We start from the raw sequence: 23,229 nt of genomic DNA, 5'->3' as shown, positions 1-23,229 counted from the left end.
ATTCGACACGCATCGATTTCCGGGGAAATGTTTCCCCTTTTCTCGACATTATTCCCGCAAATGATACGGCAGCGTCGCAATGACCACATCTTTTTTCATGATCAAGAAAAAGCGCAAGATGATGGCGGTTTGGTTATGCAAAAATGTATGCCACCATTTTTTCACAATAAATTGCGGCAAGAGCACTGTCACCGGCGCGCGGTCTGCTTCTTTTTCCGCTTTCGTGATGTATTCTAATAATGGCGACAAAATGGTTCGGTACGGTGAATAGATGACTTCCAACGGAATGTCCGGATAAAACTTCTCCCACTTTTGCCGCAGCTTTTGTTCGTCTTTTTCGTCGAAAATAATCGACAGTGCCGTAATGTCGTCGGAAATGCTGCGAGCGTACTGAACGGATTGGGCGACCACTTTGCTGACGCCGGAAATGGGAATAATGACTTTTGGTTTCAACAGTTTCTCGCGCTGTTGCCACTCCCGTTCGTCAAGCCGCAATTGCTCGCCAATTTTTTTGTAATGCTCGTGAATTCGGATGAACATCCAGACGAACAGCGGAATCGCCACGATGACGCTCCAGGCCCCTTGCGTAAATTTAGCGATCATCGTGACGAGCGTGACGATCCCGGTGACCACCGCTCCCGTTTCGACGGTGAGCAGCACGCCGAATTTCCGTCCTTCTTCCCGATTCCATAATTTTTTAATCAACCCACTCTGACCGATCGTAAAGGAAAGAAAGACGCCAACCGCATAAAGCGGGATGAGCGAATGGGTTTTGGCATGAAACGCGATGATCAATGCGATCGCCAGCACGCTCAACAATATAATGCTATTGGAAAACACAAGGCGATCGCCCCGGGCCGCCAAGCTTCTCGGCAAAAAACCGTCCTTCGCCATAATCGACGTCAACTGCGGAAACCCGGCAAAACTCGTATTCGCCGCGAGCACTAAAATGACCATCGTCGCCAGCTGAAACAAGTAAAACAAAAGACCATTCCCAAACACATGGCGTCCGATTTGCGAAATGACCGTTTGATGCTCGGTCGGAGTAACGCCGAATCCCGCCGCCAACACGGTGATGCCTAAAAACATCACGCCAAGCAATGTGGACATCCATCCCATCGTAATGGCGGCGTTTTTTGAACTGTCTGGCCGGAACGCCGGCACGCCGTTGCTGATTGCTTCGACCCCAGTCATCGCCGAACATCCCGATGAAAAGGCGCGCAGCAAAATAAACAAACTGTAACCGGACGCAAACATGTGAGCTGTGGAAGCATGCTCATGCATCGTAAACCCATGCCATCCTTCCTGCCACAACTGCCACCCGCCGACAGCGATCATCACAAGAACGAAGCCAATGAACACATACGTCGGGTAGGCGAAAACCGTTGCGGATTCGGTAATGCCGCGTAAATTGAGCACCATTAAAAGCAAGACAAGAGCGACAGCGAGCTCCACTTTCCACGGCAGCAGCCCCGGAAACGCCGATGTCAGCGCGGCGACGCCGGAGCTGATGCTGACGGCGACAGTTAAAATATAATCGATCATCAGCGCCGCCCCGGCCACTAAACTAATTTTCGTCCCCAAATGGTCGCGGGCGACGACATACGCCCCGCCGCCGGACGGAAACGCGTAAATGATTTGCCGATACGACAAGGTCACTAACAAAAGCAATACTAAAATCGCCACCGCGATCGGCAGCGAATAGAAAAAGACGCTTGTCCCTAATAAAGCAAGCACAAGCAAAATTTCTTCCGTCGCGTAGGCCACCGATGACAGGGCATCGGAAGAAAAAACGGCCAACGCTTTCCATTTCGGCAATTTTTCATGTTTGAGCCGTTTTGTCTCCATCGGTTTCCCAATCAACAAACGTTTTAACGAAGCCATGCTTCCGTTCCTCCCAAAGCATATTCGAGTTGATTCAAAAAGAAAAAACCGCTGAGGACGCGCTCAACGGCTACGTTTGGTTCAAAACCATACTCGTCCCTCCCCAAAGCGCTTGCGAGGTTAGCTGTCGGGTTCGGGCTTGGAGAGATGCCCGTCCTTTCGGATTCACCCCTAGCAACGAGCGTTGCAACAAGTGGGTCCCCCGCTCCATGACGGATTCAGCGCTAAATATTCAGTTGTTTCTGCTTCCATATATTACTCCTCCTCCTTTTCTCCGTAAACAGTGAAAAAGCGGAAAAAACAACAATTTTCTCTGCCTTTGAGCCGCTTTTTCGCATAAACCGTCCTTATCTTTACACTTTCTTTCTTTTTCCTGTCTTGCCTCTATCCAATCATAATTTTCCCTTTCGGATAGCGGAACGGATCAGGCTGACGGCGCAGCGTGACCGCGTACGCGATCGTCAGCGGACCGACGCGGCCGGCAAACATCGTCAAGATAATGACCGTCTTTCCAAGCGGAGACAACTCTGGAGTCAGTCCCATCGACAGTCCGACGGTCCCAAACGCCGACGTCGCTTCGAATAAAATCATGAGAAAGTCTTTTCCGCTTTCGGTGATCGTCAACACCATCGTTACAAACATGACGATAAACAGCCCGCTCATGGTCACGGTCAGCGACTTGTATACCGTATCATAGACAATTCGTTTTCGGAACAAAATGACGTCTTCCTTCCCGCGAATTTGCGACCAAACCGCGCCGAGCAACGTCGTAAAGGTCGTTGTTTTGATTCCGCCGCCCGTCGAACCCGGGGAAGCGCCGACAAACATGAGAAACACGATCAAAAACAGCGTCGGCTGCGTCAAATCCGGGATGTTAAGCGTATTCGAGCCCGCCGTTCTCGGAGTGACCGCCTGGTAAAACGCGGACAGAAACTTGCCTGAGAGCGACAGCGGCCCCATCGTCTTCGGATTGTTCCACTCCAGCAGCAATATCAGCGCCATGCTGGCTACTAGCAGCCATGCCGTCGTAATGGCGACGACCTTCGTATGAAGGGAAAGGCGGCGCATCTGCCTATACTCGTACACTTCATTCATGACAATAAAGCCGATTCCACCTAAAATAATCAAAATCGGCACAACAAGGCTGACGACCGGATCGTCCACATAGCCGGTCAAGCTGCGGAACTCACCCATTAAATCAAACCCGGCGTTGTTAAAATTCGAAATCGCATGGAAAAAGCCAAAGTAAATCGCCCGGCCGAGCGGCATGTCAAAGGCAAAGCGGATTGAGAGCAACACCCCGCCGATCCCTTCAATCACAACAGTAAAAAGGAAAATGCGTTTGACGAGCCGAACGATGCCCTCGATCGTCAAATTATTGAGCGCCTCTTGGAGGATGAGCCGTTCTTTCAACGAAATGCGTTTGCCAAACAAAAAGGCAAACAGCGTCGCAAACGTCATAAATCCGAGCCCACCGACTTGAATGAGCGCCAAAATGACAAGCTGGCCAAACAGGGTAAACGTCGTCCCGGTGTCGACGACAACAAGTCCAGTTACGCACGTCGCGGAAGTCGCTGTAAACAGCGCGTCTAAAAACGGCAACCCCTTTCCATCCACGGTCGCAACAGGAAGCATCAACAGCAGCGCTCCAATCAAAATAATGAGCGCAAATCCGGACACGAGAATTTTCGGCGGATCAAAAAATTTGCCTTTCGGATTCATTGGCATGGCTTACCTCTTTCCCTTCATCCAGTTCTTCCTTATAGTTTGTGGATAATGCATAGAAAAAATATACCAAAAACAAGCCGATTCCGGTACAGCCAATAATTTTTATCATAATGTCCTCGTTGTCTAATAAAATGGGTAAAGGGCATGGCCACGCGCATCGGGACGTTTTCAGAAGGGCAGTTGAAACCTTTTCGATTTCCATTCGTCATATATGAGTGGCAGTCCATCGCCATACAGGGAAACGAGGTGGCAAGGAGGGAGGCGCCCGTCAATCCTTAAAAAACATTCCATTGACTTTTGGCAAAAGACGTATTATGCTACTTGACATGGAGACGTTCCGATGTAAAATGATGTCAGGACAAAATGCTGGCTGCTATGCGCGGAAGCTGTTCATAGAAGAATAGAAATAGAAATGGATCTTTCGAGAATACGAGACAAAGGAGGAGAAGAGAACGTGAAAACGATTGGAAAGAAATTGTTGACAAAATGCCGTTCTCTCCCTAACCAATATATTGGTTTTTTTATTTTGGCGGTGCTCTTGTTTTGGCTGAAGACGTATGTCGCCTATCTAGCGGAATTTAACCTTGGCATCAGCAACTCCATGCAGGAGTTTTTGCTGTTGATCAATCCGATCAGCTCGGCGGTGTTTTTCTTTGGCTTAGCCCTATTGGGCAGAGAAACACGGGTATATAGGCGGCTCGTTACTATTAATCTCATTTTGTCGTTCATTTTATACGCCAATATCGTCTATTATCGCTTTTTCAGCGATTTTATTACATTGCCGACGTTGACGCAAACGAAAAACTTTGGCGATCTCGGCGGCAGCATTTTGGAATTGCTCAGATGGTATGACCCGCTTTATTTCTTGGACACGATCATTTTGGCAGTGATCGTGTTCTCGAAACGGTTCCCGCTTCCGCCGGTGCGGGCCGGTCGCGTCAAAAAAGGCGTTATTTTTGCTTCGGCCATTTTAATGTTCAGCGTCAACTTGGCGCTCGCGGAAGCCGACCGCCCGCAGCTGTTGACTAGAACGTTTGACCGCAACTATATCGTCAAATATTTAGGGGTATACAACTACTTGATCTATGACACGATCCAAAGCATGAAATCGTCGACACAACGGGCGTTCGCGAACAAAAGCGACATCACAACCGTATTGAACCATGTGCAGGCGACATATGCCGAGCCGAATCCGAAGTATTTCGGCGTCGCCAAAGGAATGAACGTCATCTATATTCACTTGGAGTCATTCCAAAACTTTTTAATCAACTACAAACTGAATGGCCAGGAAGTGACGCCGTTTTTAAACTCGCTCACCCGCGATCCGAACACATTCTATTTCGATAACTTCTTCCATCAAACGGGTCAAGGGAAAACATCGGACGCAGAGTTTATGCTCGAAAACTCGCTCTATGGCCTGCCGCAAGGGGCCGTCTTCACGACGAAAGGGCAAAATACGTACCATGCGGCTCCTGCCATTTTGCGCCAATACGGTTACACAAGCGCGGTTTTCCACGGCAACTACAAATCGTTCTGGAACCGCGATGAAATTTACAAATCGTTCGGGTTCGATCATTTCTTTGACGCCAGCTACTATGATATGAACGACGAGGACGTCTTGAACTACGGGTTGAAAGACAAACCGTTCTTCCGGGAGTCGATCCCGCTGTTGGAAACGTTGAAAGAGCCGTTCTATGTGAAATTTATTACACTGTCGAACCACTTCCCGTACCCGATCAGCGAGGAAGATGCCACAATCCCGCCGGCAACGACGGGAGACGGAACGGTCGACCGTTACTTCCAAACGGCCCGCTACTTGGATGAGGCCATCAAAGAGTTCTTTGATTACTTGAAAAAATCCGGTCTGTACGACCGCTCGGTCATTATTTTGTACGGCGACCATTATGGCATTTCGGAAAATCACAACAAGGCCATGTCGCAAATTTTAGGCAAGGAAATCACGCCGTATGAACACGCCCAGTTACAACGAGTGCCGCTGTTCATCCATGTCCCAGGCATAAAAGGCGGCGTCATTCATGAATTCGGCGGCCAAATCGACTTGTTGCCGACTTTGTTGCATTTGCTTGGCATCGACACGAAAAATTACGTCCACTTCGGAACGGACTTGTTGTCGCCGGACCATCAAGAAATCATCCCGTTCCGCAACGGTGACTTCGTAACGCCAACCGTGACAGCGGTCAACGGCAAGTACTATGATACGAAAACGGGCGAGCCGCTTGAAGAAACGCCGGAGATTCAACGTCTCGAACAAATCGTCCGCACGAAGCTCGACCTGTCGGATAAGGTTGTTTACGGCGATTTGCTCCGGTTCTATACCCCAAAAGGCTTCGAACCGGTCGATCCGTCGAAATACGATTACAACAAACGCGAAAATGAAGAGGGAAGCGCACAATAAGCGCTTCCCTCTTTTTTTCTAGAAGGCCGGTGAAAAACGGTGACTTTCGCTTAATCAGTGTTTTGGGGCGCGAGAGAAGGCCTGGTTTTAAAAGGCTTCTCAACTTGAGAACACCGTGTTTTTCGTGTTTTTTTCACTCCATCACTACCCTTCTAGGACAAACGGACAAAAAAACGCTCGCCCAGCTGAAACTAGGCAAGCATTCCCGTCATTCCTCGACTTGTTCAAGCACAATCCGCTTCGCTCTTCCTAAATAACGCTCCACTTGACACAGCACATTTTCCTTCTCCGCAAATGCCTCGACTTGCGTTCCATCCACTGTCACACGCGGTGAACTACCCACCACCTACGCTTCGCTTAGAGGTGGGGGCTTCAAGCGACTTGTGTGTGTTCGCTGAACGGTAAGCTACACACAAGAACCCTTTACGCTTCCCTTCGTTCCGAAGGTGTCCGTTCTAGCCATATTCTATCCTATTCGTTGGCTAACGCCAACCGAAATTCATCTCCCACTTTCACTGGTGCTGGCGCACCTTCACGTTTAGAAGTAGGAGACTTCTTTCGGAGGGAAGTTAAAAAGAGGTTTGATTTTTTGTCAGATCCAATGCCCGTGCCATTCCATTCACATGCCCACGGGCGACTGTTCGCAAAAACTGGGTGTCATTCAATTTTTCTGCATCCTCTTTTCGATCAATAAATCCATTCTCCGTGAGCACCGCCGGCATCACTGTTTCGCGCAGCACATGGAAGTTTGCTTTCTTTTTCCCACGGTCGCGAAATCCTGTAGCCTTGACGACTTCTTCATGAATGGCATCGCGGATGCGGGCTGTTACCGAATCGTCATCAAGCCGATTATAAATATAATCTTCATACCCCGTGCCGCCACCGGCATTCACATGAATCGACACGTATAAATCCGCCCCCCATTGATTGGCCCGATCGGTCCGCTCCTCAAGCGGCACCGTTTCATCTTTTGTCCGACTCAGCTGCACCAACACTCCTTCATACTCATTTTGCAGCAGACGGTTGATTTCAAGAGCGATAAACAACGTAATGTCTTTCTCCAACAACCCGTTGCCGATCGCTCCGGTATCTCTTCCCCCATGACCGGGGTCAATAAAAATTTTCGGCATCGTCGTTTTCTCCCCTTCCTTACATGTCCGGCGTTTTTCACGAAGACAATATAGGGACATCCACTCCACATTTTTCCTTATTTTATTAATAGAATAAGCATTTGAAAGGAAAAGGTGACAGGCAAAGGACCAAAACAAGGAGAAACACTAGCCGCCAACATTTCCTCTATTTGTGGTATAATAGGACGAGGAAATGAATTCCAAAGGAGGAATACGCATGTCCCGCGCACAACAATGGGTGCAATATTTCCTTTCCCACCGCCATGTCACGATGGAATTGATCCACAAAATCGACGAGGCGCATTATGATTACAAACCGACGCCGACCTCGATGACAGCAAAGCAGCTGGCGACACATATGCTGTTCAGCTTCTACAATTTCGCCAACACGGCGAAACACGGCGATCCATCGCTGTTCCGGCAAAAAATCGAGGAATCGGAGACGAATTTGGCCAAGCTGGTGGATTCGTATACGGAAAAAACGAAGCAGCTCATCGAATCGATGCGCGATGACGACTTCGACCGAACGCTCGATTTAACATCGATTTTCGGCATTCAAATTCCAACCAAACAGTTGTTGCAAATGGCAATGGATCACGAAATTCATCATAAAGGCCAGCTGTTCGTCTACGTCCGCGGCATGGGGCATACGGACTTGCCGCTGTTTGTGAAACGCGGTTAATCTTCTCTCCCATTGTTTCATTATGGGGCTTCGCAAAAAAGCCGGCTAGGCATCCCTAACCGGCTTTTCCTTTTGATTTATTTTCTTAAATAGAGCACCCTTCGTCGGTGCACGTCCCGCCTTGATCAGTCGACAGCGGCTGCAGCGGCCGCGATTGTTCTTCCTCCCATACCTTCTCCAGCGCCCGCCGGAACACCTCAACCGGCTGGGCGCCGGAAATCGCATACTTCCGGTTCAGAACGAAAAACGGCACGCCGCGGACGCCCAACGCCGCCGCTTCTTCCTCATCGCGGCGCACCTCTTGTGTGTAGCGGCCGCTGGCCAACACTTCTTCCGCTTCCGTCCGGTCAAGCCCGGCTGCTTCGGCGATCGCAAGCAGCACATTGCGGTCGCTGATTCGCTTCGACTCCGTAAAATAGGCGTAAAACAACCGCTCGACGACATCTTGAAGCTTTCCTTTTTCATTCGCATATTGAGCCAACCGGTGGGCGTCAAACGTATTCGTCGGCTTCATCGTGTCAAAGCGGAACGTCAAACCGACCGCCTCCGCCTGCCGGCCGATATCGGCGTTCGCCCGCTTCGCTTCCTCGAGCGAAATGCCGTATTTGTTGGCGATGATTTCATGAATCGTCAATGGGGTCTCGTTTGGTGCGTTTGGATCGAGTTCAAAGCTGCGGAATACGATTTCAACGTCTTCCCGGTGCGGAAATGGCTCAAGCGCCTGTTCCAATCGGCGTTTGCCGATATAGCAAAACGGGCAGACAAAATCGGACCATACTTCAATTTTCATGGCCATCCTCCTCTACTTTTGACGCGCTTCCCCTCCATTGTAACCCATCGCTAGTCAAATGGCGAACGAAAGGCATGGGGGCGGACCCACCCGCATACATTGTACTACCATGCTGTTGGGACAAGGAGGGAGAATCTCATGCATTCCCAGGAATTCGGCGCCTTTCTGTTGCGGATTGTCACCGGGTTCATCTTTTTCGCCCATGGCTGGGTGAAATGGCAGCGGGGGCTTGAGGCGGCGGCCGATTCGTTTGCGGCGATGGGGCTTCCCGGCTGGCTCGCCTACATCGTGACGATGGTGGAGCTTGCCGGCGGCTGGGCGATGATGCTTGGCCTTGGCACACGGCCGATTGCGGCGGCGTTCGAGCCGGCGCTCGGCTCGGTTAAGGCAAAGGCGCCGATCCATTCGCCTGTCGCCATTTTTGGCAAGTAGCGCCGCTTTTGTTCCTCGGTGCCGAGCTCGACGATGCCGACCGTACCGATGCCGGTATGAGCGCCGATTAATGTCGTATAGCCGTTATGCGTTTTCCCGAGTTCTTCATAAATGGCGCATTTGCCGACCATCGACAAGCCAAGGCCGCCGTATTCTTCCAGGATGCTTAAGCCGAACAGCCCCATGGCTTTCGATTTTTCAATAATATCTTCTGGAATGTGGTCGTTTTCTTCAATGTCCATGGCCACCGGTTCCACGACTTCTTTCACAAATTTACGGACGTTTTCTTTTAAAAATTCAATCTCGGCTGGCAACGTAAAATCCATCTTCTTCCCCTCCCCGTGATTCGATTCCATATTTTTGCGCCTTGCGCACAAGGGTCGACGCATCGACACCCAACAGCTTCGCCGCCCGCCGATACGTGCGCGCATGATGAAGCGCTTTGATGATGAGCTGGCGCTCGACGTCCGCCACCGCTTGTTTGAGCGGAACGACCTCGCTGACTGACACCGGATCGGCAGCCGTCGGCGGCTCAAGATGAAGCCATTTCGCCACGTGATCTTCGTCGACGACGGGCGCGGCAGACGTTACAAACATGCGCTCAATGGCGTTGACGAGCTCGCGGACGTTGCCAGGCCAATGGTAGTCCATCATCATCGCAAGCGCCCTGTCGGTGAACACGAGCTGTTTTTGATACTTTTTAGCAAACCGCTTTCGATAATGGTCGACCAACAGCGGGATGTCTTCCTTCCGGTCGCGCAACGGCGGAATGGCGATCGGCATGACGTTCAGCCGGTAAAACAAATCAGCTCTGAACCGCCCGGCGGCGACCAGCTCTTCAAGCGGTTTGTTCGTTGCGGCGATGATGCGGACATCGATCCGTTTGGGCGCCTCAGCCCCCAAGCGCATAATTTCCATCGACTGAAGCACACGAAGGAGTTTTACTTGCAGGTGGAGCGGGATTTCGCTAATTTCATCGAGAAAAATCGTCCCGCCATCCGCCTGTTCAAAGTAACCCTTTTTTCCTTTTTTCGCCGCACCGGTGAACGCCCCGGGCTCATAGCCGAACAGCTCGGACTCCATCATCGTCTCCGGAATCGCCCCGCAGTTTACCTTCACAAACGGACGGCCGCTGCGCGCGCTCTGCTTCCAGATGAAGTTCGCTAACTCTTCCTTTCCGACGCCCGACTCTCCGGTCAAAAGCACGGTGACATCCACGGCCGCCGCCTGGCGGGCAATGGCGATCACATGCGCCATCGCCGGCGCCCGGTAAATAAAACTTGTTTTTTCGATGAGAAAATTCATTGTCTTTTTTAAGAATTTCGTTATAATAAAGATTGTTAATGATAGTGATTTTCATTTTCTTAGTCCAAAAGGAGGTGGCCGCATGGTTCGCTTGTATGCCGAGGAGCTCACCGTCCGCTATGACGACCGGACGATTTTTGAACGATTGTCCGTCCGCATTCCCGATCGGCAAATCACTGCCATTATCGGGCCGAACGGGTGCGGCAAGTCGACGCTGCTCAAGACGTTGACGCGCATCATTTCCCCACAATCGGGCGCGGTCATTTTAGACGGTCAAGCCATTTCCCAGCAACCGACGAAAGAGCTGGCGAAAAAAATGGCCATTTTGCCGCAGACGCCGGAAGCGACAAGCGGATTAACGGTCGCTGAGCTCGTCTCGTACGGCCGCTTTCCGTATCAAAAAGGATTCGGACGGCTGACAAAGCGGGATTATGAAGCGATTGACTGGGCGCTTGACGTCACCAAAACGGCCGACTTAAAGCACCGGCCGGTCGATGCGCTCTCGGGCGGGCAGCGGCAGCGCGTCTGGATCGCCATGGCGCTCGCTCAAGAGACCGACATCATCTTTTTGGATGAACCGACGACGTATTTGGACATCGCCCATCAGCTTGAGGTGCTCGAGCTGCTTGAGCGGCTGAACCAAGAAGAAGGGCGGACGATCGTCATGGTGCTTCATGACATCAACCAGGCGGCCCGCTTTGCCGACTATATCATCGCTATGAAAGCAGGAGCCATCATCAAGTCCGGGCGGAGCGAAGACGTTATCTGCCGCGAAGTGCTCCGCGACGTGTTCGGCATCGACGCCGACATCGGCCGCGACCCGCGGACGAACAAACCAATTTGCTTCACTTATCAATTGCTCAGGGAGGTTTATTCATCATGAGGAAAACATGGCTTGCATTGTTGCTGATGTTCGCGCTTGTGCTAAGCGCATGCGGCAACGCGGCGGACGATCAAAAGAACAACAGCGCTTCACCAAAAGAAAAAAAGACAGAAACGATTACATACCAATCGGAAAACGGACCGGTGGAAGTGCCGGCTAATCCGAAGCGCGTCGTCGTCTTATCGACGTTTGCCGGACATGTGCTGGCCTTGGACGTCCCCGTTGTTGGCGTGGATTCGTGGTCGAAAATGAGCCCGCTTTTTCAAGAAAAACTGAAAGATGCCGAAGTCGTGACCGATGAAGACATTGAAAAAATTATGGCGTTAAAACCGGACTTAATCATCGGATTATCCAATACGAAAAACGTCCACAAATTAAGCAAAATCGCGCCGACCGTCACCTTTACATACGGCAAAGTCGATTATTTGACACAGTTTTTGGAAATCGGGAAACTGTTGAATAAAGAAAAAGAAGCGAAAGCGTGGATCGACGATTTCAAACAACGGGCGCAACAAGCCGGGGAAGAAATCCGGGCCAAAATTGGCGAAAACGCGACCGTCACTGTAGTCGAAAACTTTGATAAGCAGCTGTATGTGTTCGGCAACAACTGGGCGCGCGGCACTGAGATTTTGTATCAAGAAATGAAGCTGAAAATGCCAAAAGCTGTAGAAGAACAGGCGCTCAAACCGGGCTACTATGCCGTTTCCCTTGAGGCGCTCCCGCAGTTTGTCGGCGATTATCTCATCTTAAGCAAAAACCACGACGGCGACACATCGTTTATGGAAACGAACACGTTCAAAAACATCCCTGCTGTCAAAAACGGCCATATGTTTGTCGCCGATGCGAAGGCATTTTATTTCAACGACCCGATTACGTTAGACTACCAACTCGATTTCTTTAAAAAACATTTTTTAGGCCAATAACGACGAGACGGGGCGTTCATGGGCAGTGAATGTCCCGTCCTTCTTTGTGTCAAAGGGGGAGTCACCAATGGACGCAGACCGCCGGCGTTGGCCGTTTCGTTATATGTTTTTTCTGTCGCTTGGCCTGCTTGTCGCCGTTTGGTTTGGCTCGATGCGAGTCGGCGTCGCCGATACGACATGGAGCGACGTATGGCGGGCGTTGTTTTCCGATCAACAAAGCAAACAGCTTGATCTCATTCGCGAGCTCCGTCTGCCGCGCGAAACAGCGGCCGCCTTTGTCGGCGCCGGCCTTGCCGTCGCCGGAGCGATCATGCAGGGGGTGACGCGCAATCCGCTTGCCGACCCCGGTCTCCTTGGCCTCACCGCCGGCGCAAACGCAGCGTTGGCCATGACAATGGCCTTTTTCCCTTCCGCCCATTATCTTTTGATCACGGTCGCCTGTTTGCTTGGTGCGGCCGCCGGGGCAGGGGCCGTCTTTGGCATCGGCGCCGCCCGCAAAGGAGGGTTTTCACCGCTTCGCATCGTCTTGGCCGGCTCGGCGGTTTCGACGCTTTTATTCGCCATCGCCGAAGGAATCGGACTGTATTTCCACATTTCCAAAGACGTCTCGATGTGGACGTCAGGCGGGGTGGCCGGAGCTTCATGGAAACAATTGTCGGTCGTCATCCCGCTCATCACGACCGGGCTCGCTATTGCCGCATGGTATTCACGGCAGCTGACGATCCTTAGTTTGAGTGAAGACGTCGCGGTTGGCGTTGGGCAAAAAACAACGACCGTCAAAACATGGCTGTTTTTCGCTGTGTTTTTATTAACAGGAGCGTCGGTCGCCATCGCCGGCAATATCACCTTTATCGGCTTAATGGTTCCTCACCTCGTGAGGGCAATAGCCGGCGCCGACTACCGGTTTGTCATCCCGCTGTCAGCGACTGTCGGCGCCAGCGCCATGGTGCTGGCCGACACGGCGGCGCGCACGGTCAATGCCCCGTTTGAAACGCCGGTGGCCGCCATCATCGCCGTCATCGGCTTGCCGTTTTTCCTCTTCGTCGTGCGGAAACAAGGGAGGGGCTTTTCATGAGAAAAAAAAGTTTTTCGCTCTTTGCCGTGCTTGCGTTGCTCATTGCCGCAACAGCGGCCGTCGCCTTAAGCACCGGCGATGCGCCGCTCTCATATAACCGCATCGTCCCGACACTATTGGGCTACGGTTCGATGGAAGAGGAATTCATTTTGTTTTCCCTTCGCCTGCCGCGCCTTTTCATCACCTTGTTGGCCGGCATGGCGCTCGCCTTATCCGGGGCCGTATTGCAAGGCCTCACGCGCAATGACCTCGCCGACCCGGGCGTGCTTGGGATCAACGCCGGCGCAGGCGCGGGCGTCGCCTTGTTCTTTTTGTTTTTTCCGATTGAGGCCGGAACATTTCTTTACGCCTTGCCGCTCGTTGCCTTCACCGGGGCGATTCTGACAGCAGTTGCCATCTATGCCATCTCCTACAAGAAAACAACCGGGCTGCAGCCGGTGCCGTTTATCTTAACCGGCGTCGGCATGTCGATGGCGCTATCTGGGCTGATGATCGTCCTCATTTCCGCCGCCGACCGGACAAAAGTCGATTTTATCGCCCGCTGGCTTTCCGGCAACATTTGGGGCGATGATTGGCCGTTTATTTGGGCCGTGCTGCCGTGGTTGGCTGCGGGCACACTGGTGGCGCTATATCGGGCGAAGCATCTCAATATTTTGCACTTAGGCGACCCTGTTTCGATCGGGGTCGGCGTCCACGTCCGCCGCGAGCGGCTCGTGCTTATGACAACAGCTATTGCCGTCGCGGCCGCCGCCGTCTCTGTAACCGGGAGCATCTCCTTTATCGGCTTAATGGCGCCGCATATCGCCAAGTCGATCGTTGGCCCACGCCATGAGCGGGTCATTCCGGCCTCCATGCTCATTGGCGGCTGGCTGCTGCTTGCAGCTGACACGATCGGGCGCAACGTTCTCGCCGAGCCGCTTCCCGCCGGCGTCATCGTCTCCTTGATCGGCGCGCCGTATTTCATTTACTTGTTGTTAAAGCGTTGACATCCGCTGCCCGTTATGAGAACGGGTTCGAGCGATGACACCCGCCAAACAAAGACGCCGGTTCATAAAACCCGGCGTCTTTTCCAAAAGCGGACAACCGCAACCACAATGACAATCGCGATGATGATATAGACAACATCAGCGTACGCGCCAATCACATCGGATACTTTTCCCCACGACTGGCCGAGCGCCGCGCCGACGGAGATTAAAATCGTATTCCAAATGAGCGTCCCCAATACCGACAGCCAGACAAACAGCCCGATATTCATCTTCGCCATGCCCGCTGGAATGGAAATCAAGCTGCGTACAAGCGGAATCATGCGTCCGAAAAAAACGGCCCACACCCCGTAGCGATGAAACGTCCGGTTCGCCTTGGCAATGTCTTCCGGCTTCACCCGCAGCCATCCGCCCCAGCGGTCAACGATCCGCTCAAGCCGCTCAACGGACAACAGCCGGCCGATCCCATACAGCACGATCGCCCCAACGATCGATCCCGCTGTCGCTGCCACAATGACGCCTGGCACCGTCAAAGACGTGTACGTCGTCATGAACCCGCCAAACGGCAAAATGACTTCCGACGGAATCGGCGGGAAAATATTTTCAAGCGCGATCATCAAAAAAATACCGATATATCCGAATTGCTCCATAAAATCAGTGATCCAAGCCTGCACGCGTTCTTCCTCCATTCACTCGTCCTTCGCTTATGTAGGATGTTTATGCAGCGTCAATGCAATCCTTTCCCTATCTTAACAGAAAACCGCCATTCCCCGCAAAACAAAAAGGCGCCCCGCTGTACTTTCGGGACACCTTTTTTCCACTTTTTTAAACCGCAGCCGGTTGGGACAGCACCTTTACAATCCGCTCAATCGCCCAGTCGAGCTCTTCTTTCGTAATAATGAGCGGCGGCGCAAAACGGATGACCGTCTCATGCGTCTCCTTGCAAAGCAGCCCTTGTTCTTTCAGCGTTTCGCAATACGGACGCGCCGGTCCATGCAGCTCGACGCCGATAAACAAGCCGCGGCCGCGGATTTCTTTAATGTCCTTGTTTTCGATTTGCTTTAACTTTGCCAAAAAATATTCGCCAAGCTCAAGCGACCGCTCCGCCAGCCGCTCTTCTTCGATCACCTCAAGCGCCGCGATCGACACCGCGCAAGCGAGCGGATTGCCGCCGAACGTCGACCCGTGCGAGCCCGGTTCAAACACCGACAAAATGTCGCGGTTGGCGACGACGCACGAAATCGGGAACACCCCGCCGCCCAATGCTTTCCCTAAAATATACATATCAGGCACAACATTTTCCCAGTCGCAAGCAAACAACTTCCCCGTCCGTCCTAGCCCGGTTTGGATTTCATCGGCGATGAACAACACGTTGTGTTCTTTGCACACGTCATAGGCCGCTTTTAAAAAGCCTTGCGGCGGGATGCGGATGCCGGCTTCCCCTTGGATTGGTTCGACAAGAAACGCCGCCGTATTCGGTGTCATCGCTGCCTTGAGCGCTTCGATATCCCCGTACGGGATGATTTTCACCCCGGGCAAAAGCGGACCAAAACCGCGTTTATAAGCCGGTTCGGACGACAACGACACCGCGGCGAGCGTCCGGCCATGGAAATTGCCTTCACAAACGATGATTTCCGCCTGATTGTCAGGGACGCCTTTCACGTCATACGCCCAGCGGCGCGCCGCCTTGAGCGCCGTTTCTACCGCCTCGGCGCCGGTGTTCATCGGCAGCACCATCTCTTTTTTCGTCAGCCGGCACACTTTTTCGTACCATGGGCCGAGCTGGTCGTTATGGAAGGCGCGCGATGTGAGCGTGACGCGGTCAGCTTGCCGCTTCAACGCCTCCACAATTTTCGGATGACGATGTCCTTGGTTGACGGCCGAATAGGCGCTTAACATGTCCATATAGCGGTTGCCTTCCGGGTCTTTCACCCATACCCCTTCCGCTTCCGAAATGACAATCGGCAATGGATGATAATTTCGTGCTCCGTATCGCTCCGTCTGTTCAATGAGCTGTTCGGACTTCGTAGCCATCATCAACCGCTCCTTTCCTTATCTGCGTTTCTTCGCTATAAAAGGGCGGACGCCGCCGCCCTTTTTTGGTTTAAAACATTTCCGATACGGTTTTCGCTTGCATATGGAGGATCAAATAGTCCGGGCCGCCCGCTTTCGAGTCAGTGCCTGACATGTTGAAGCCGCCAAACGGATGATACCCGACGATCGCCCCTGTGCAGCCGCGGTTGAAGTACAAGTTGCCGACATGGAACTCGTGCCGCGCTTTTTCAAGATTCGCCCGATTGCGCGAGATGACGGCTCCTGTCAGACCGTATTCGGTGTTGTTCGCAATCTCAAGCGCATGGTCAAAGTCGCGCGCTTTCGCAAACGCCACGACCGGTCCGAAAATTTCCTCCTGCATGATGCGCGCGTTCGGGTCGACATCCGCAAACACGGTCGGCTGGATGAAGAACCCTTTCGAGTCGTCTCCTTCCCCGCCGGTCATGAGACGGCCTTCCTGCTTGCCGATTTCGATATACTCCATAATTTTGTTGTACGCCCCTTGGTCGATGACAGGTCCCATAAACGTCGCTTGCTCCGCCGGATCGCCGACGTTGAGCTGCTTCGTCAGCTCGACAACGCGATTCAACACTTGGTCATACACATCTTCGACGATAATGGCGCGCGAGCACGCCGAACATTTTTGCCCAGAGTAGCCAAACGCCGACGCCACGATCGATTGCGCCGCCAGTTCGAGGTCCGCTTCTTTATCGACAATGATGCCGTCTTTGCCGCCCATTTCCGCGATGACGCGTTTCAGCCAAATTTGCCCTGGGTGCACTTTCGCCGCCCGCTCATAAATGCGGATGCCGACATCCCGCGATCCGGTGAAGCTGATAAATCGTGTGCGCGGATGGTCGACGAGATAATCCCCGACTTCGGCTCCGCTGCCCGGAATATAGTTCAACACACCAGCCGGAAGCCCCGCTTCTTCCAACACTTCCACAAATTTATACGCCACGACCGGCGTTGCGCTTGCCGGTTTCAACAGCACCGTATTGCCCGTGACAAGCGAAGCGACCGTCGTTCCGGCCATAATGGCAAACGGGAAGTTCCACGGCGAAATGACAACCCCGACGCCAAGCGGAATGTAGAAAAACCGGTTCGTTTCCCCCGGACGGCTCTCAACCGGAATGCCGTCTTTCAGCTTCAGCATTTGCCGTCCGTAATATTCCATAAAGTCGATCGCTTCCGCGGTATCGGCGTCCGCTTCACGCCACGGTTTGCCCGCTTCTTTCACCAGCCAAGCGGAAAACTCGTGCTTGCGCCGGCGCACGATCGCCGCCGCCCGGAACAAAATATCGGCCCGCGCTTCCGGGCTCGTCCGGCTCCAAGTGCGAAACGCCTCATCAGCGGTTTTCATCGCCCGCTCCGCCAGCTCTTTGGTCGCTTTCGCCACCCGGCCGATGACTTCCGCTTTGTTCGCTGGATTGATCGACGTGATTTTGTCTTCCGTCATCACCCGCTCGCCGCCGATCACAAGCGGATAATCGCGCCCAAGCTCCGATTCCACTTTTTTGAGCGCTGCTAAAAACGCCTCGCGGTTTGCTTCCACGGTAAAATCTGTGAGCGGTTCGTGTCTGTACGGCTGCACCATTTCGTCATCCTCCTTTTTAAAGGCAAAAAAATTTTTCGTTATAAAACGGTTTCATAGTTATATTATGCAAATGATTATGGCTTTTTTCAATGATTTTTACTTGGCGCCTTGAGCTCCCCTTTTTCTGCGGCTAGGGGCTGAACCCGTTTTTTCGCCACAAGGTGGTAGTACACGTAGCAAGCGAGCAAAAACGGAATGCCGCAGTAAAGAGCGATCCGTTGATCTGTATAGATGCAATTTGAAGATTTACCATTTGCAGCTTTTATCGACTGTCAGGCGACCGAACAACGCCGCTTCACAGACCCATATATGGGTCTGTGAAGCAGGTGGTTGTTCGGTCTTCCGTCACGCCTTGGCGTGACGGGGCAAGCCTATGGCTTGCCTTCGACAGTCGAAAATGGACAAACCGCTTTTCCGTCAAGGATATGTTAAACTTCTTCGTTGCATCTATATGGAATAAACGCCAGCCCGATGATCGTCGCCATATTCAACACAAACGCCGCGAGCGGCACGAACGGATACAACGGCGTCCGGTATTTCAGATCGCGCACATCGCCGCCTTCACGCAAAAACGCTTTTCGTCCAAAATAGCTGGACAGCGCGATGGAAGCCCACACCGTGACGGCGCCAAATCCCGCGATCGCCGTCAGCCAAACGTACACTGTATCTTCAGCGTAAATGCTGCACAAAAGCGACAAGCAGCCGATGGCAATGCTGGCAATAAGTGCGTTGATCGGCACACCGCGTTTCGATAGCTTGCTGAAAAACGGACTGACCATGCCTTGGCGCGACATCGACCAGAGGACGCGCGACGTCGCGTATAACCCTGAGTTGGCCACCGACAGCACCGCGGTAATGATGACAAAATTCATGATATCGGCTGCATACGGAATGCCAATGTTGTCAAACACCTCAACAAACGGGCTTTCCACAACGCCGGCTTTCTCCCACGGAAACTAACCAGCCAGCACAAAAATGGCCAAAATAAAGAAGATCAAAATGCGCCATACGGTGTTGCGCAACGCAACCGGCACCGTTTTTTCCGGCTCGCGGCTTTCCCCTGCCGCCACGCCGACCAATTCCGTCCCCTGGAACGAAAAGTTCACGAGGATCATCGTCGTAAAGATGGCCCAAAACCCGTTTGGAAACAATCCGCCATGATCAGTAAAATTCGGGAAAAACGGATCGGGCTGTATACGCAACGACGGCCCCGCCTGGCCCCGCCTCATGAATCGTATAACCCGATCCTAAAAACAAACCGGTGCCGATCACCCCACCTAGCGCGATCATAAATCAATGCCTGCTTTTTAGCTCTCGTTTCAGTTCTTGCACGGGTTGCACCCGAAAACTCTCCCCTCTCTATGATCGATTTCGCAACCGCTTACATTCCGAGAAAGGGAACAGAACCTCCCTTACTGCAAATCTATTTGTCAATTTATAATAAACTATAACTTTATTATGGAACTATTTTTGTCTATTTTCAATATATTTAGCAAAAAAATTTTTCACATCTTTCTTTCCCTTCCTGTCTCCCGTCCACCTTATGCTATAATACAAAAAAGAGAGGTGCTGATCGTGAACCGGGATATGGAAACGCTTTTATCAATGTATGAGCAAATTCTCGAAATGATCGACCTTGGCGTCCATGCCGTCGATCAACATGGGAAAACCGTCATTTACAACCGGAAAATGCGGGACATCGAGGGTATGAACATCGAGGACGTGCTCGATAAAAACATTTTGGACGTCTTCCGCTTCAACCCGGAGCAGCCGAGCACATTGCTTGAAGCGCTGCGCACCGGTGAAAGCATTCTGAACAAGCAGCAAACCTATTTCAATAACAAAGGGCAAGCCGTGACAACGGTCAATCAAACACACCCGCTGCAAAAAGACGGGCGCATCATCGGCGCCGTGGAAATCGCCAAAGACATCACGAAGTTCCGCAAACTGATCCAAGAACACCACCAACGCAAGGAAGCCGGCCGCACGTTTGCGGACATCATCGGCCAAAGCGAAGCCATGCAAAAGGCCATCCGCCTTGCTCGTCATGCCGCCCGCTCCGAAGCGTCCGTGCTGCTCATTGGGGAGAAAGGGACAGGAAAAGACTTGCTCGCTTCCTGCATTCACTATGAAAGCGAACGGCGAGCGAAGCCGTTTTTTGCGCAAACGTGTTTGTCGCTTCCGGACGATTGGATGGAAACGATGCTGTTTGGCAGCGAAGAAGACGGCGAGATCCAGCCCGGTTTGTTTGAACAAGCGGACGGCGGCACTGTGCTGCTTGACGATATCGACTCGTTAAGCCTGCCGCTTCAACAAAAACTTGCCCGTTTCCTGCAAGAAAAACAATTTGTCCGCGCCCATGGCCAAGAACCGGTTCGTGCGGACGTTCGCCTCATCGCCTCGACAAGCGGCGACCCGATTGACGCGGTCCAAAACGGAGAATTGATCAAATCGCTTTACTACCAAATTGCCGTCCACTGCATCGTCCTGCCGCCGTTGCGCGAACGGAAAGAGGACATTTTGCCGCTCGCTATCCATTTCATCCGTCAAGGCAACGAGCGCTATGGCCTACATGTCGAAGGACTCGGCGATGACGTGCAAGAGGCGTTTCTTGCTTACAGCTGGCCCGGCAACGTGCGCGAGCTTGAGGCCGTCATGTTGGAAACGATGGCGACGATGGAACAAGAACAAACCATCACCCTCGCCCATCTGCCTGCCCCTTTTCGAGCCAAGCTGGCGCCCGACGAAGCGAAAACGGACTTTTTGTTCGATACGGAAGATATGTTGCCGCTTGACAAATACATGGAAGAAGTCGAAATTTACTACATCCGCAAGGCGCTGCAGCATCACGGCTTCAACATCACCAAAACGGCCAAAGCGCTTGGTTTGAGCCGACAAAACTTGCAATACCGCATCCGCAAGTACCAGATTGATAAGGAATGGGGATAAGCTGCAGTTGGCGATCGTACGGCCAAAAGGACAGGGGAGGTCGCTGTGGATGATCGACGCTCATATTCATCTCGACCAGTACACGGACATCGAGGAACAAATCAACCGTTGGCAAGAAGCGGGCATCATCGGCGTCGTCGCCGTATCCACCGATTTGCGCTCAAGCCACCGAACGCTCGAGTTGAAACAGCGATTCCCTTCCTTCGTCTACGCCGCCATCGGTTTTCATCCCGAGCAACCGCTGCCAAGCGAAGCCGATTGGAACGAATGGACAGAACTTGTCAAGCAAGAGCGGCCGCTGCTCGCCGCCATCGGCGAAGTCGGGCTGCCATACTATTCAGCGGAAGCATGCGCCAAGCTGCCCGCGTATCAAGAACGATTAACCGAAATCGCGGCCATCGCCGCTGGACCATCGCCCAAGTGCTCGAACACCCGTACTTAATCGAAACATCGATCGCAGCCATGATCGCCCATACATTAAAGCATGGCGAGAGTCAGCCGGTTGAGGAAAAACCGATCCACTTGACCGTTGACCGTTCCAAAAAAGTGGAGGCGCCTGATTTCGCCCGCCCGGACAACCGCTTTTTCACTCGACACGAACTGGAAGAAAAATTGCATCAATCGCGGCAACGGTTGCGCCAAATCACAGAGCAAGCCAATCCGGCTGACTTGGAAGCCAAATCGTTCCCGCATCCCATTTTTGGGCCACTGAATTTGAAGCAATGGGTGGAATTTGTCGGCTACCATGAACAGCGCCACCTCGCGCAAATTGAAGAAATCAAGGCACAGCTTCCGTGAGGAGCGGGCGGCTCATCAAGAAAAAAGCCGAGCAACGACCGGCCAAATCCCCGCCCTGCTCGGCTTACAACGATTTTCCATCTTCATGTGAACGCTCCACTGCCTCTGTCACAGCCATTGTTTTCACTTGCTTTAACGTCGCCACGATGAGAAAACTGACAATAACGAGCAAACACCACGAACTCACCTTCCCAAGATGAACAAGGCTCCACGCCTTCGCCTGGTTTGGATATTGCCAAGCGCCAAAAAAGGTGGCGATGTTTTCCGCGATCCAGATGAAAAACCCGATCAGCAAAAAGGACAAAACAAGCGGCATCCGGTAGCGGATTCCCCCGACCTCATACGTCACCCATGACCGCCAAAAGACAAGCATGACGAGGCTTGAGAGCCACCAACGAACGTCCACCCAATAATGGTGGGTGAAAAAATTCAAGTAAATCGCCGAAGCGAGAGGAACGACCATCCAAAACGGCGGCCATTGCACCAACTCCACCTTCAGCCTTCGCCACGCCTGGCAAAGATAGCTGGCGACGCTCGCATACATAAAGCCGCTGTACAAGGGCACGCCAAAGATTTTCGTATACCCCTCTTCCTCCGGATACGACCACGAACCCATGCGCACTTTAAACAGCTCGAGCGCAAGTCCAATGACGTGGAACAAGGTGATCACTTTGAGTTCATCCCGCGTTTCCATCCCTGACCGCACCATCCACCATTGCATGAGCAGGCAAATAACAAGCAGCCAATCATACCGCGGCAATAGCGGAAGCGGCGCGATCTTCGTCAGCGCCAATGAGGCAAAAATGACAACCGGAAACACGCAAGATTGCGCCTGCGCCCAACCGAAGCGAACAAGCTGCACAAACGCTTTGATGAGCCGCGACGTTCTGCCAAACGAACCCCTAAATGTTGCAGGCGGCACCCCTCGTTTGAAAGCAAAAACCGCAGAACACCCCTGACGAAGGGCTCTGCGGCTACTTTTTCCTATAATCAATTGAAAACCTGACATAACTCTGGTTTCCAACGAAACTGCCAAATCAGTCACCGATAATCGGCCATGGCCTCGGCTTTCGTCCTGTGAACCGTGCCAAACGGATGCTCGGGCGGAGCATAAATGGAATATAGCTTCAAGGGAACATGCCCTATATTGGTCACATTATGCCACGTCCCAGCTGGAATCATGATCGCGTCATCTTCGGACACTATTCTTTCAAAATCCAGACGGTCTTTTCGTTCCCCCATCTGCACAAGACCCTGTCCTTGTTCAATACGAATAAACTGGTCCACATTCGGATGAACTTCCAGTCCGATATCTCCTCCTACCTCAATGCTCATCAACGTCACTTGCAAATGTTTTCCTGTCCATAATGCAGTTCGGAAATTTTGATTTTGCTCGGCGGCTCTCTCAATATTGACAACGAACGGTTTTCCGCCGTAATCTCTCAATTTGATGGGAGGAAACCTGTCGTTCCTTGCATGTTGTAGCATACCGCAAGCATACGGTGACCAGCTCCACCAGCCATAATGAGGGGGGAAGTAACTGGACATCGGGTAGGGCCACTGAGTGCTAATATACGGATGGACGTAATTCGGATTCAA

General features: G+C 52.4%; 18 protein-coding genes, 5 pseudogenes and 1 riboswitch. Of the genes and pseudogenes, 10 read left to right on the top strand and 13 right to left on the bottom strand.

Translation table 11 applies throughout. From position 1 onward, the window contains the following. Nucleotides 1-48: 48 nt before the first annotated feature. Complete coding sequence (locus tag QSJ10_RS01075; RefSeq protein ID WP_033016514.1) at nucleotides 49-1,884, bottom strand: APC family permease; 1,836 nt, start codon at nucleotides 1,882-1,884, stop codon at nucleotides 49-51. Nucleotides 1,885-1,978: 94 nt separating this feature from the next. Then, a riboswitch (cyclic di-AMP (ydaO/yuaA leader) is annotated at nucleotides 1,979-2,118 on the bottom strand. Between the two features lie 150 nt (nucleotides 2,119-2,268). Continuing rightward, nucleotides 2,269-3,606, bottom strand: coding sequence for a TrkH family potassium uptake protein (locus QSJ10_RS01070; protein ID WP_033016513.1), 1,338 nt, complete (start codon nucleotides 3,604-3,606; stop codon nucleotides 2,269-2,271). 460 nt (nucleotides 3,607-4,066) lie between these two features. Between QSJ10_RS01070 and ltaS the strand changes: the two genes are divergently transcribed. After that, nucleotides 4,067-6,028, top strand: a complete 1,962-nt coding sequence (gene ltaS / locus QSJ10_RS01065) for a lipoteichoic acid synthase (RefSeq protein ID WP_033016512.1) — start codon at nucleotides 4,067-4,069, stop codon at nucleotides 6,026-6,028. A gap of 208 nt (nucleotides 6,029-6,236) precedes the next feature. On the opposite strand, the gene QSJ10_RS01060 is transcribed toward ltaS, so the two are convergent. Then, the gene (locus QSJ10_RS01060; protein ID WP_230581373.1) at nucleotides 6,237-6,374 is read right to left on the bottom strand and encodes a hypothetical protein; all 138 of its coding nucleotides are present in this window, start codon (nucleotides 6,372-6,374) and stop codon (nucleotides 6,237-6,239) included. Between the two features lie 235 nt (nucleotides 6,375-6,609). Then, nucleotides 6,610-7,158, bottom strand: a pseudogene (locus QSJ10_RS01055) (N-acetylmuramoyl-L-alanine amidase family protein); the annotation flags it as partial. A 217-nt stretch (nucleotides 7,159-7,375) separates the two neighbouring features. Between QSJ10_RS01055 and QSJ10_RS01050 the strand changes: the two are divergent. Further along, entirely contained in the window at nucleotides 7,376-7,840 is a 465-nt protein-coding gene (locus tag QSJ10_RS01050) for a DinB family protein (RefSeq protein ID WP_053532851.1), read from the top strand. An 85-nt stretch (nucleotides 7,841-7,925) separates the two neighbouring features. Here the strand turns inward: QSJ10_RS01050 and QSJ10_RS01045 are convergent, their stop codons facing one another. After that, nucleotides 7,926-8,630, bottom strand: a complete 705-nt coding sequence (locus QSJ10_RS01045) for a DsbA family oxidoreductase (RefSeq protein ID WP_015373773.1) — start codon at nucleotides 8,628-8,630, stop codon at nucleotides 7,926-7,928. A 138-nt stretch (nucleotides 8,631-8,768) separates the two neighbouring features. Between QSJ10_RS01045 and QSJ10_RS01040 the strand changes: the two genes are divergently transcribed. After that, the gene (locus tag QSJ10_RS01040) at nucleotides 8,769-9,062 is read left to right on the top strand and encodes a DoxX family protein (RefSeq protein ID WP_230847172.1); all 294 of its coding nucleotides are present in this window, start codon (nucleotides 8,769-8,771) and stop codon (nucleotides 9,060-9,062) included. On the opposite strand, the pseudogene QSJ10_RS01035 reads toward QSJ10_RS01040, so the two are convergent. Both QSJ10_RS01035 and QSJ10_RS01030 read right to left on the bottom strand, forming a co-directional pair. Further along, nucleotides 8,978-9,388 (bottom strand): annotated as a pseudogene (locus QSJ10_RS01035) (acyl-CoA dehydrogenase family protein); the annotation flags it as partial. The gene QSJ10_RS01040 and the pseudogene QSJ10_RS01035 sit on opposite strands and share 85 nt — an antisense overlap. Beyond that, a pseudogene (locus tag QSJ10_RS01030) lies at nucleotides 9,360-10,352 on the bottom strand (sigma-54 interaction domain-containing protein); the annotation flags it as partial. The pseudogenes QSJ10_RS01030 and QSJ10_RS01035, both read right to left, overlap by 29 nt. A gap of 97 nt (nucleotides 10,353-10,449) precedes the next feature. Here QSJ10_RS01030 and QSJ10_RS01025 point away from each other — a divergent pair. The 4 genes from QSJ10_RS01025 to QSJ10_RS01010 all read left to right on the top strand — a co-directional run bounded on the left by QSJ10_RS01025 (nucleotide 10,450) and on the right by QSJ10_RS01010 (nucleotide 14,234). Then, on the top strand, nucleotides 10,450-11,250 hold the full coding sequence (locus QSJ10_RS01025; RefSeq protein ID WP_033016509.1) for an ABC transporter ATP-binding protein: 801 nt from the start codon (nucleotides 10,450-10,452) through the stop codon (nucleotides 11,248-11,250). After that, nucleotides 11,247-12,173 (top strand): iron-hydroxamate ABC transporter substrate-binding protein, encoded by a 927-nt coding sequence (locus QSJ10_RS01020; RefSeq protein ID WP_033016508.1) that lies wholly within the window; start codon nucleotides 11,247-11,249, stop codon nucleotides 12,171-12,173. Before QSJ10_RS01025 ends, QSJ10_RS01020 begins: the two co-directional genes overlap by 4 nt. Nucleotides 12,174-12,240: 67 nt before the next feature. Beyond that, nucleotides 12,241-13,248 (top strand): FecCD family ABC transporter permease, encoded by a 1,008-nt coding sequence (locus QSJ10_RS01015; protein WP_033016506.1) that lies wholly within the window; start codon nucleotides 12,241-12,243, stop codon nucleotides 13,246-13,248. Further along, nucleotides 13,245-14,234, top strand: a complete 990-nt coding sequence (locus QSJ10_RS01010) for a FecCD family ABC transporter permease (RefSeq protein WP_033016505.1) — start codon at nucleotides 13,245-13,247, stop codon at nucleotides 14,232-14,234. Before QSJ10_RS01015 ends, QSJ10_RS01010 begins: the two co-directional genes overlap by 4 nt. A gap of 62 nt (nucleotides 14,235-14,296) precedes the next feature. On the opposite strand, the gene QSJ10_RS01005 is transcribed toward QSJ10_RS01010, so the two are convergent. The 4 genes and pseudogenes from QSJ10_RS01005 to QSJ10_RS00990 form a co-directional block, all read right to left on the bottom strand. Continuing rightward, nucleotides 14,297-14,905, bottom strand: coding sequence for a DedA family protein (locus QSJ10_RS01005; RefSeq protein WP_033016526.1), 609 nt, complete (start codon nucleotides 14,903-14,905; stop codon nucleotides 14,297-14,299). A gap of 151 nt (nucleotides 14,906-15,056) precedes the next feature. Continuing rightward, the gene (locus tag QSJ10_RS01000) at nucleotides 15,057-16,265 is read right to left on the bottom strand and encodes an ornithine--oxo-acid transaminase (RefSeq protein ID WP_033016504.1); all 1,209 of its coding nucleotides are present in this window, start codon (nucleotides 16,263-16,265) and stop codon (nucleotides 15,057-15,059) included. A 70-nt stretch (nucleotides 16,266-16,335) separates the two neighbouring features. Then, nucleotides 16,336-17,883 carry an L-glutamate gamma-semialdehyde dehydrogenase gene (gene pruA / locus QSJ10_RS00995; protein ID WP_033016502.1) on the bottom strand — a complete coding sequence of 516 codons (1,548 nt, stop codon included), beginning with the start codon at nucleotides 17,881-17,883 and terminating at the stop codon, nucleotides 16,336-16,338. 452 nt (nucleotides 17,884-18,335) lie between these two features. Next, nucleotides 18,336-19,173, bottom strand: a pseudogene (locus tag QSJ10_RS00990) (amino acid permease); the annotation flags it as partial. 285 nt (nucleotides 19,174-19,458) lie between these two features. Here QSJ10_RS00990 and QSJ10_RS00985 point away from each other — a divergent pair. From QSJ10_RS00985 to QSJ10_RS00975, 3 genes and pseudogenes are all read left to right on the top strand, one after another. Continuing rightward, nucleotides 19,459-20,832, top strand: a complete 1,374-nt coding sequence (locus tag QSJ10_RS00985; RefSeq protein ID WP_033016499.1) for a sigma-54 interaction domain-containing protein — start codon at nucleotides 19,459-19,461, stop codon at nucleotides 20,830-20,832. Nucleotides 20,833-20,881: 49 nt separating this feature from the next. Beyond that, nucleotides 20,882-21,247: pseudogene (locus QSJ10_RS00980) on the top strand (TatD family hydrolase); the annotation flags it as partial. A gap of 5 nt (nucleotides 21,248-21,252) precedes the next feature. Further along, nucleotides 21,253-21,630, top strand: coding sequence for a DinB family protein (locus tag QSJ10_RS00975; protein ID WP_230847162.1), 378 nt, complete (start codon nucleotides 21,253-21,255; stop codon nucleotides 21,628-21,630). Nucleotides 21,631-21,694: 64 nt separating this feature from the next. Here the strand turns inward: QSJ10_RS00975 and QSJ10_RS00970 are convergent, their stop codons facing one another. Both QSJ10_RS00970 and QSJ10_RS00965 read right to left on the bottom strand, forming a co-directional pair. Then, on the bottom strand, nucleotides 21,695-22,504 hold the full coding sequence (locus QSJ10_RS00970; RefSeq protein ID WP_033016521.1) for a DUF817 domain-containing protein: 810 nt from the start codon (nucleotides 22,502-22,504) through the stop codon (nucleotides 21,695-21,697). 167 nt (nucleotides 22,505-22,671) lie between these two features. Then, nucleotides 22,672-23,229 (bottom strand): cupin domain-containing protein, encoded by a 558-nt coding sequence (locus QSJ10_RS00965; protein ID WP_033016520.1) that lies wholly within the window; start codon nucleotides 23,227-23,229, stop codon nucleotides 22,672-22,674.

The organism is Geobacillus stearothermophilus ATCC 12980, from assembly GCF_030369615.1.
In the GTDB taxonomy this organism is placed as follows: Bacteria; Bacillota; Bacilli; order Bacillales; family Anoxybacillaceae; genus Geobacillus; species Geobacillus stearothermophilus.
Note: the sequence above shows the minus strand (reverse complement) of the source record. Positions and strands in the feature narration are given on the sequence as shown.

Coding starts and splice junctions, on each gene's coding strand:
- QSJ10_RS01040 (WP_230847172.1), top strand. CDS start 8,769: ATGCATTCCCAGGAATTCGGCGCCTTTCTGTTGCGGATTGTCACCGGG.
- QSJ10_RS01050 (WP_053532851.1), top strand. CDS start 7,376: ATGTCCCGCGCACAACAATGGGTGCAATATTTCCTTTCCCACCGCCAT.
- QSJ10_RS01000 (WP_033016504.1), bottom strand. CDS start 16,265: ATGGCTACGAAGTCCGAACAGCTCATTGAACAGACGGAGCGATACGGA.
- QSJ10_RS01020 (WP_033016508.1), top strand. CDS start 11,247: ATGAGGAAAACATGGCTTGCATTGTTGCTGATGTTCGCGCTTGTGCTA.
- QSJ10_RS01070 (WP_033016513.1), bottom strand. CDS start 3,606: ATGAATCCGAAAGGCAAATTTTTTGATCCGCCGAAAATTCTCGTGTCC.
- QSJ10_RS01045 (WP_015373773.1), bottom strand. CDS start 8,630: ATGAAAATTGAAGTATGGTCCGATTTTGTCTGCCCGTTTTGCTATATC.
- QSJ10_RS01015 (WP_033016506.1), top strand. CDS start 12,241: ATGGACGCAGACCGCCGGCGTTGGCCGTTTCGTTATATGTTTTTTCTG.
- QSJ10_RS01075 (WP_033016514.1), bottom strand. CDS start 1,884: ATGGCTTCGTTAAAACGTTTGTTGATTGGGAAACCGATGGAGACAAAA.
- pruA (WP_033016502.1), bottom strand. CDS start 17,883: ATGGTGCAGCCGTACAGACACGAACCGCTCACAGATTTTACCGTGGAA.
- QSJ10_RS01025 (WP_033016509.1), top strand. CDS start 10,450: ATGGTTCGCTTGTATGCCGAGGAGCTCACCGTCCGCTATGACGACCGG.
- QSJ10_RS01010 (WP_033016505.1), top strand. CDS start 13,245: ATGAGAAAAAAAAGTTTTTCGCTCTTTGCCGTGCTTGCGTTGCTCATT.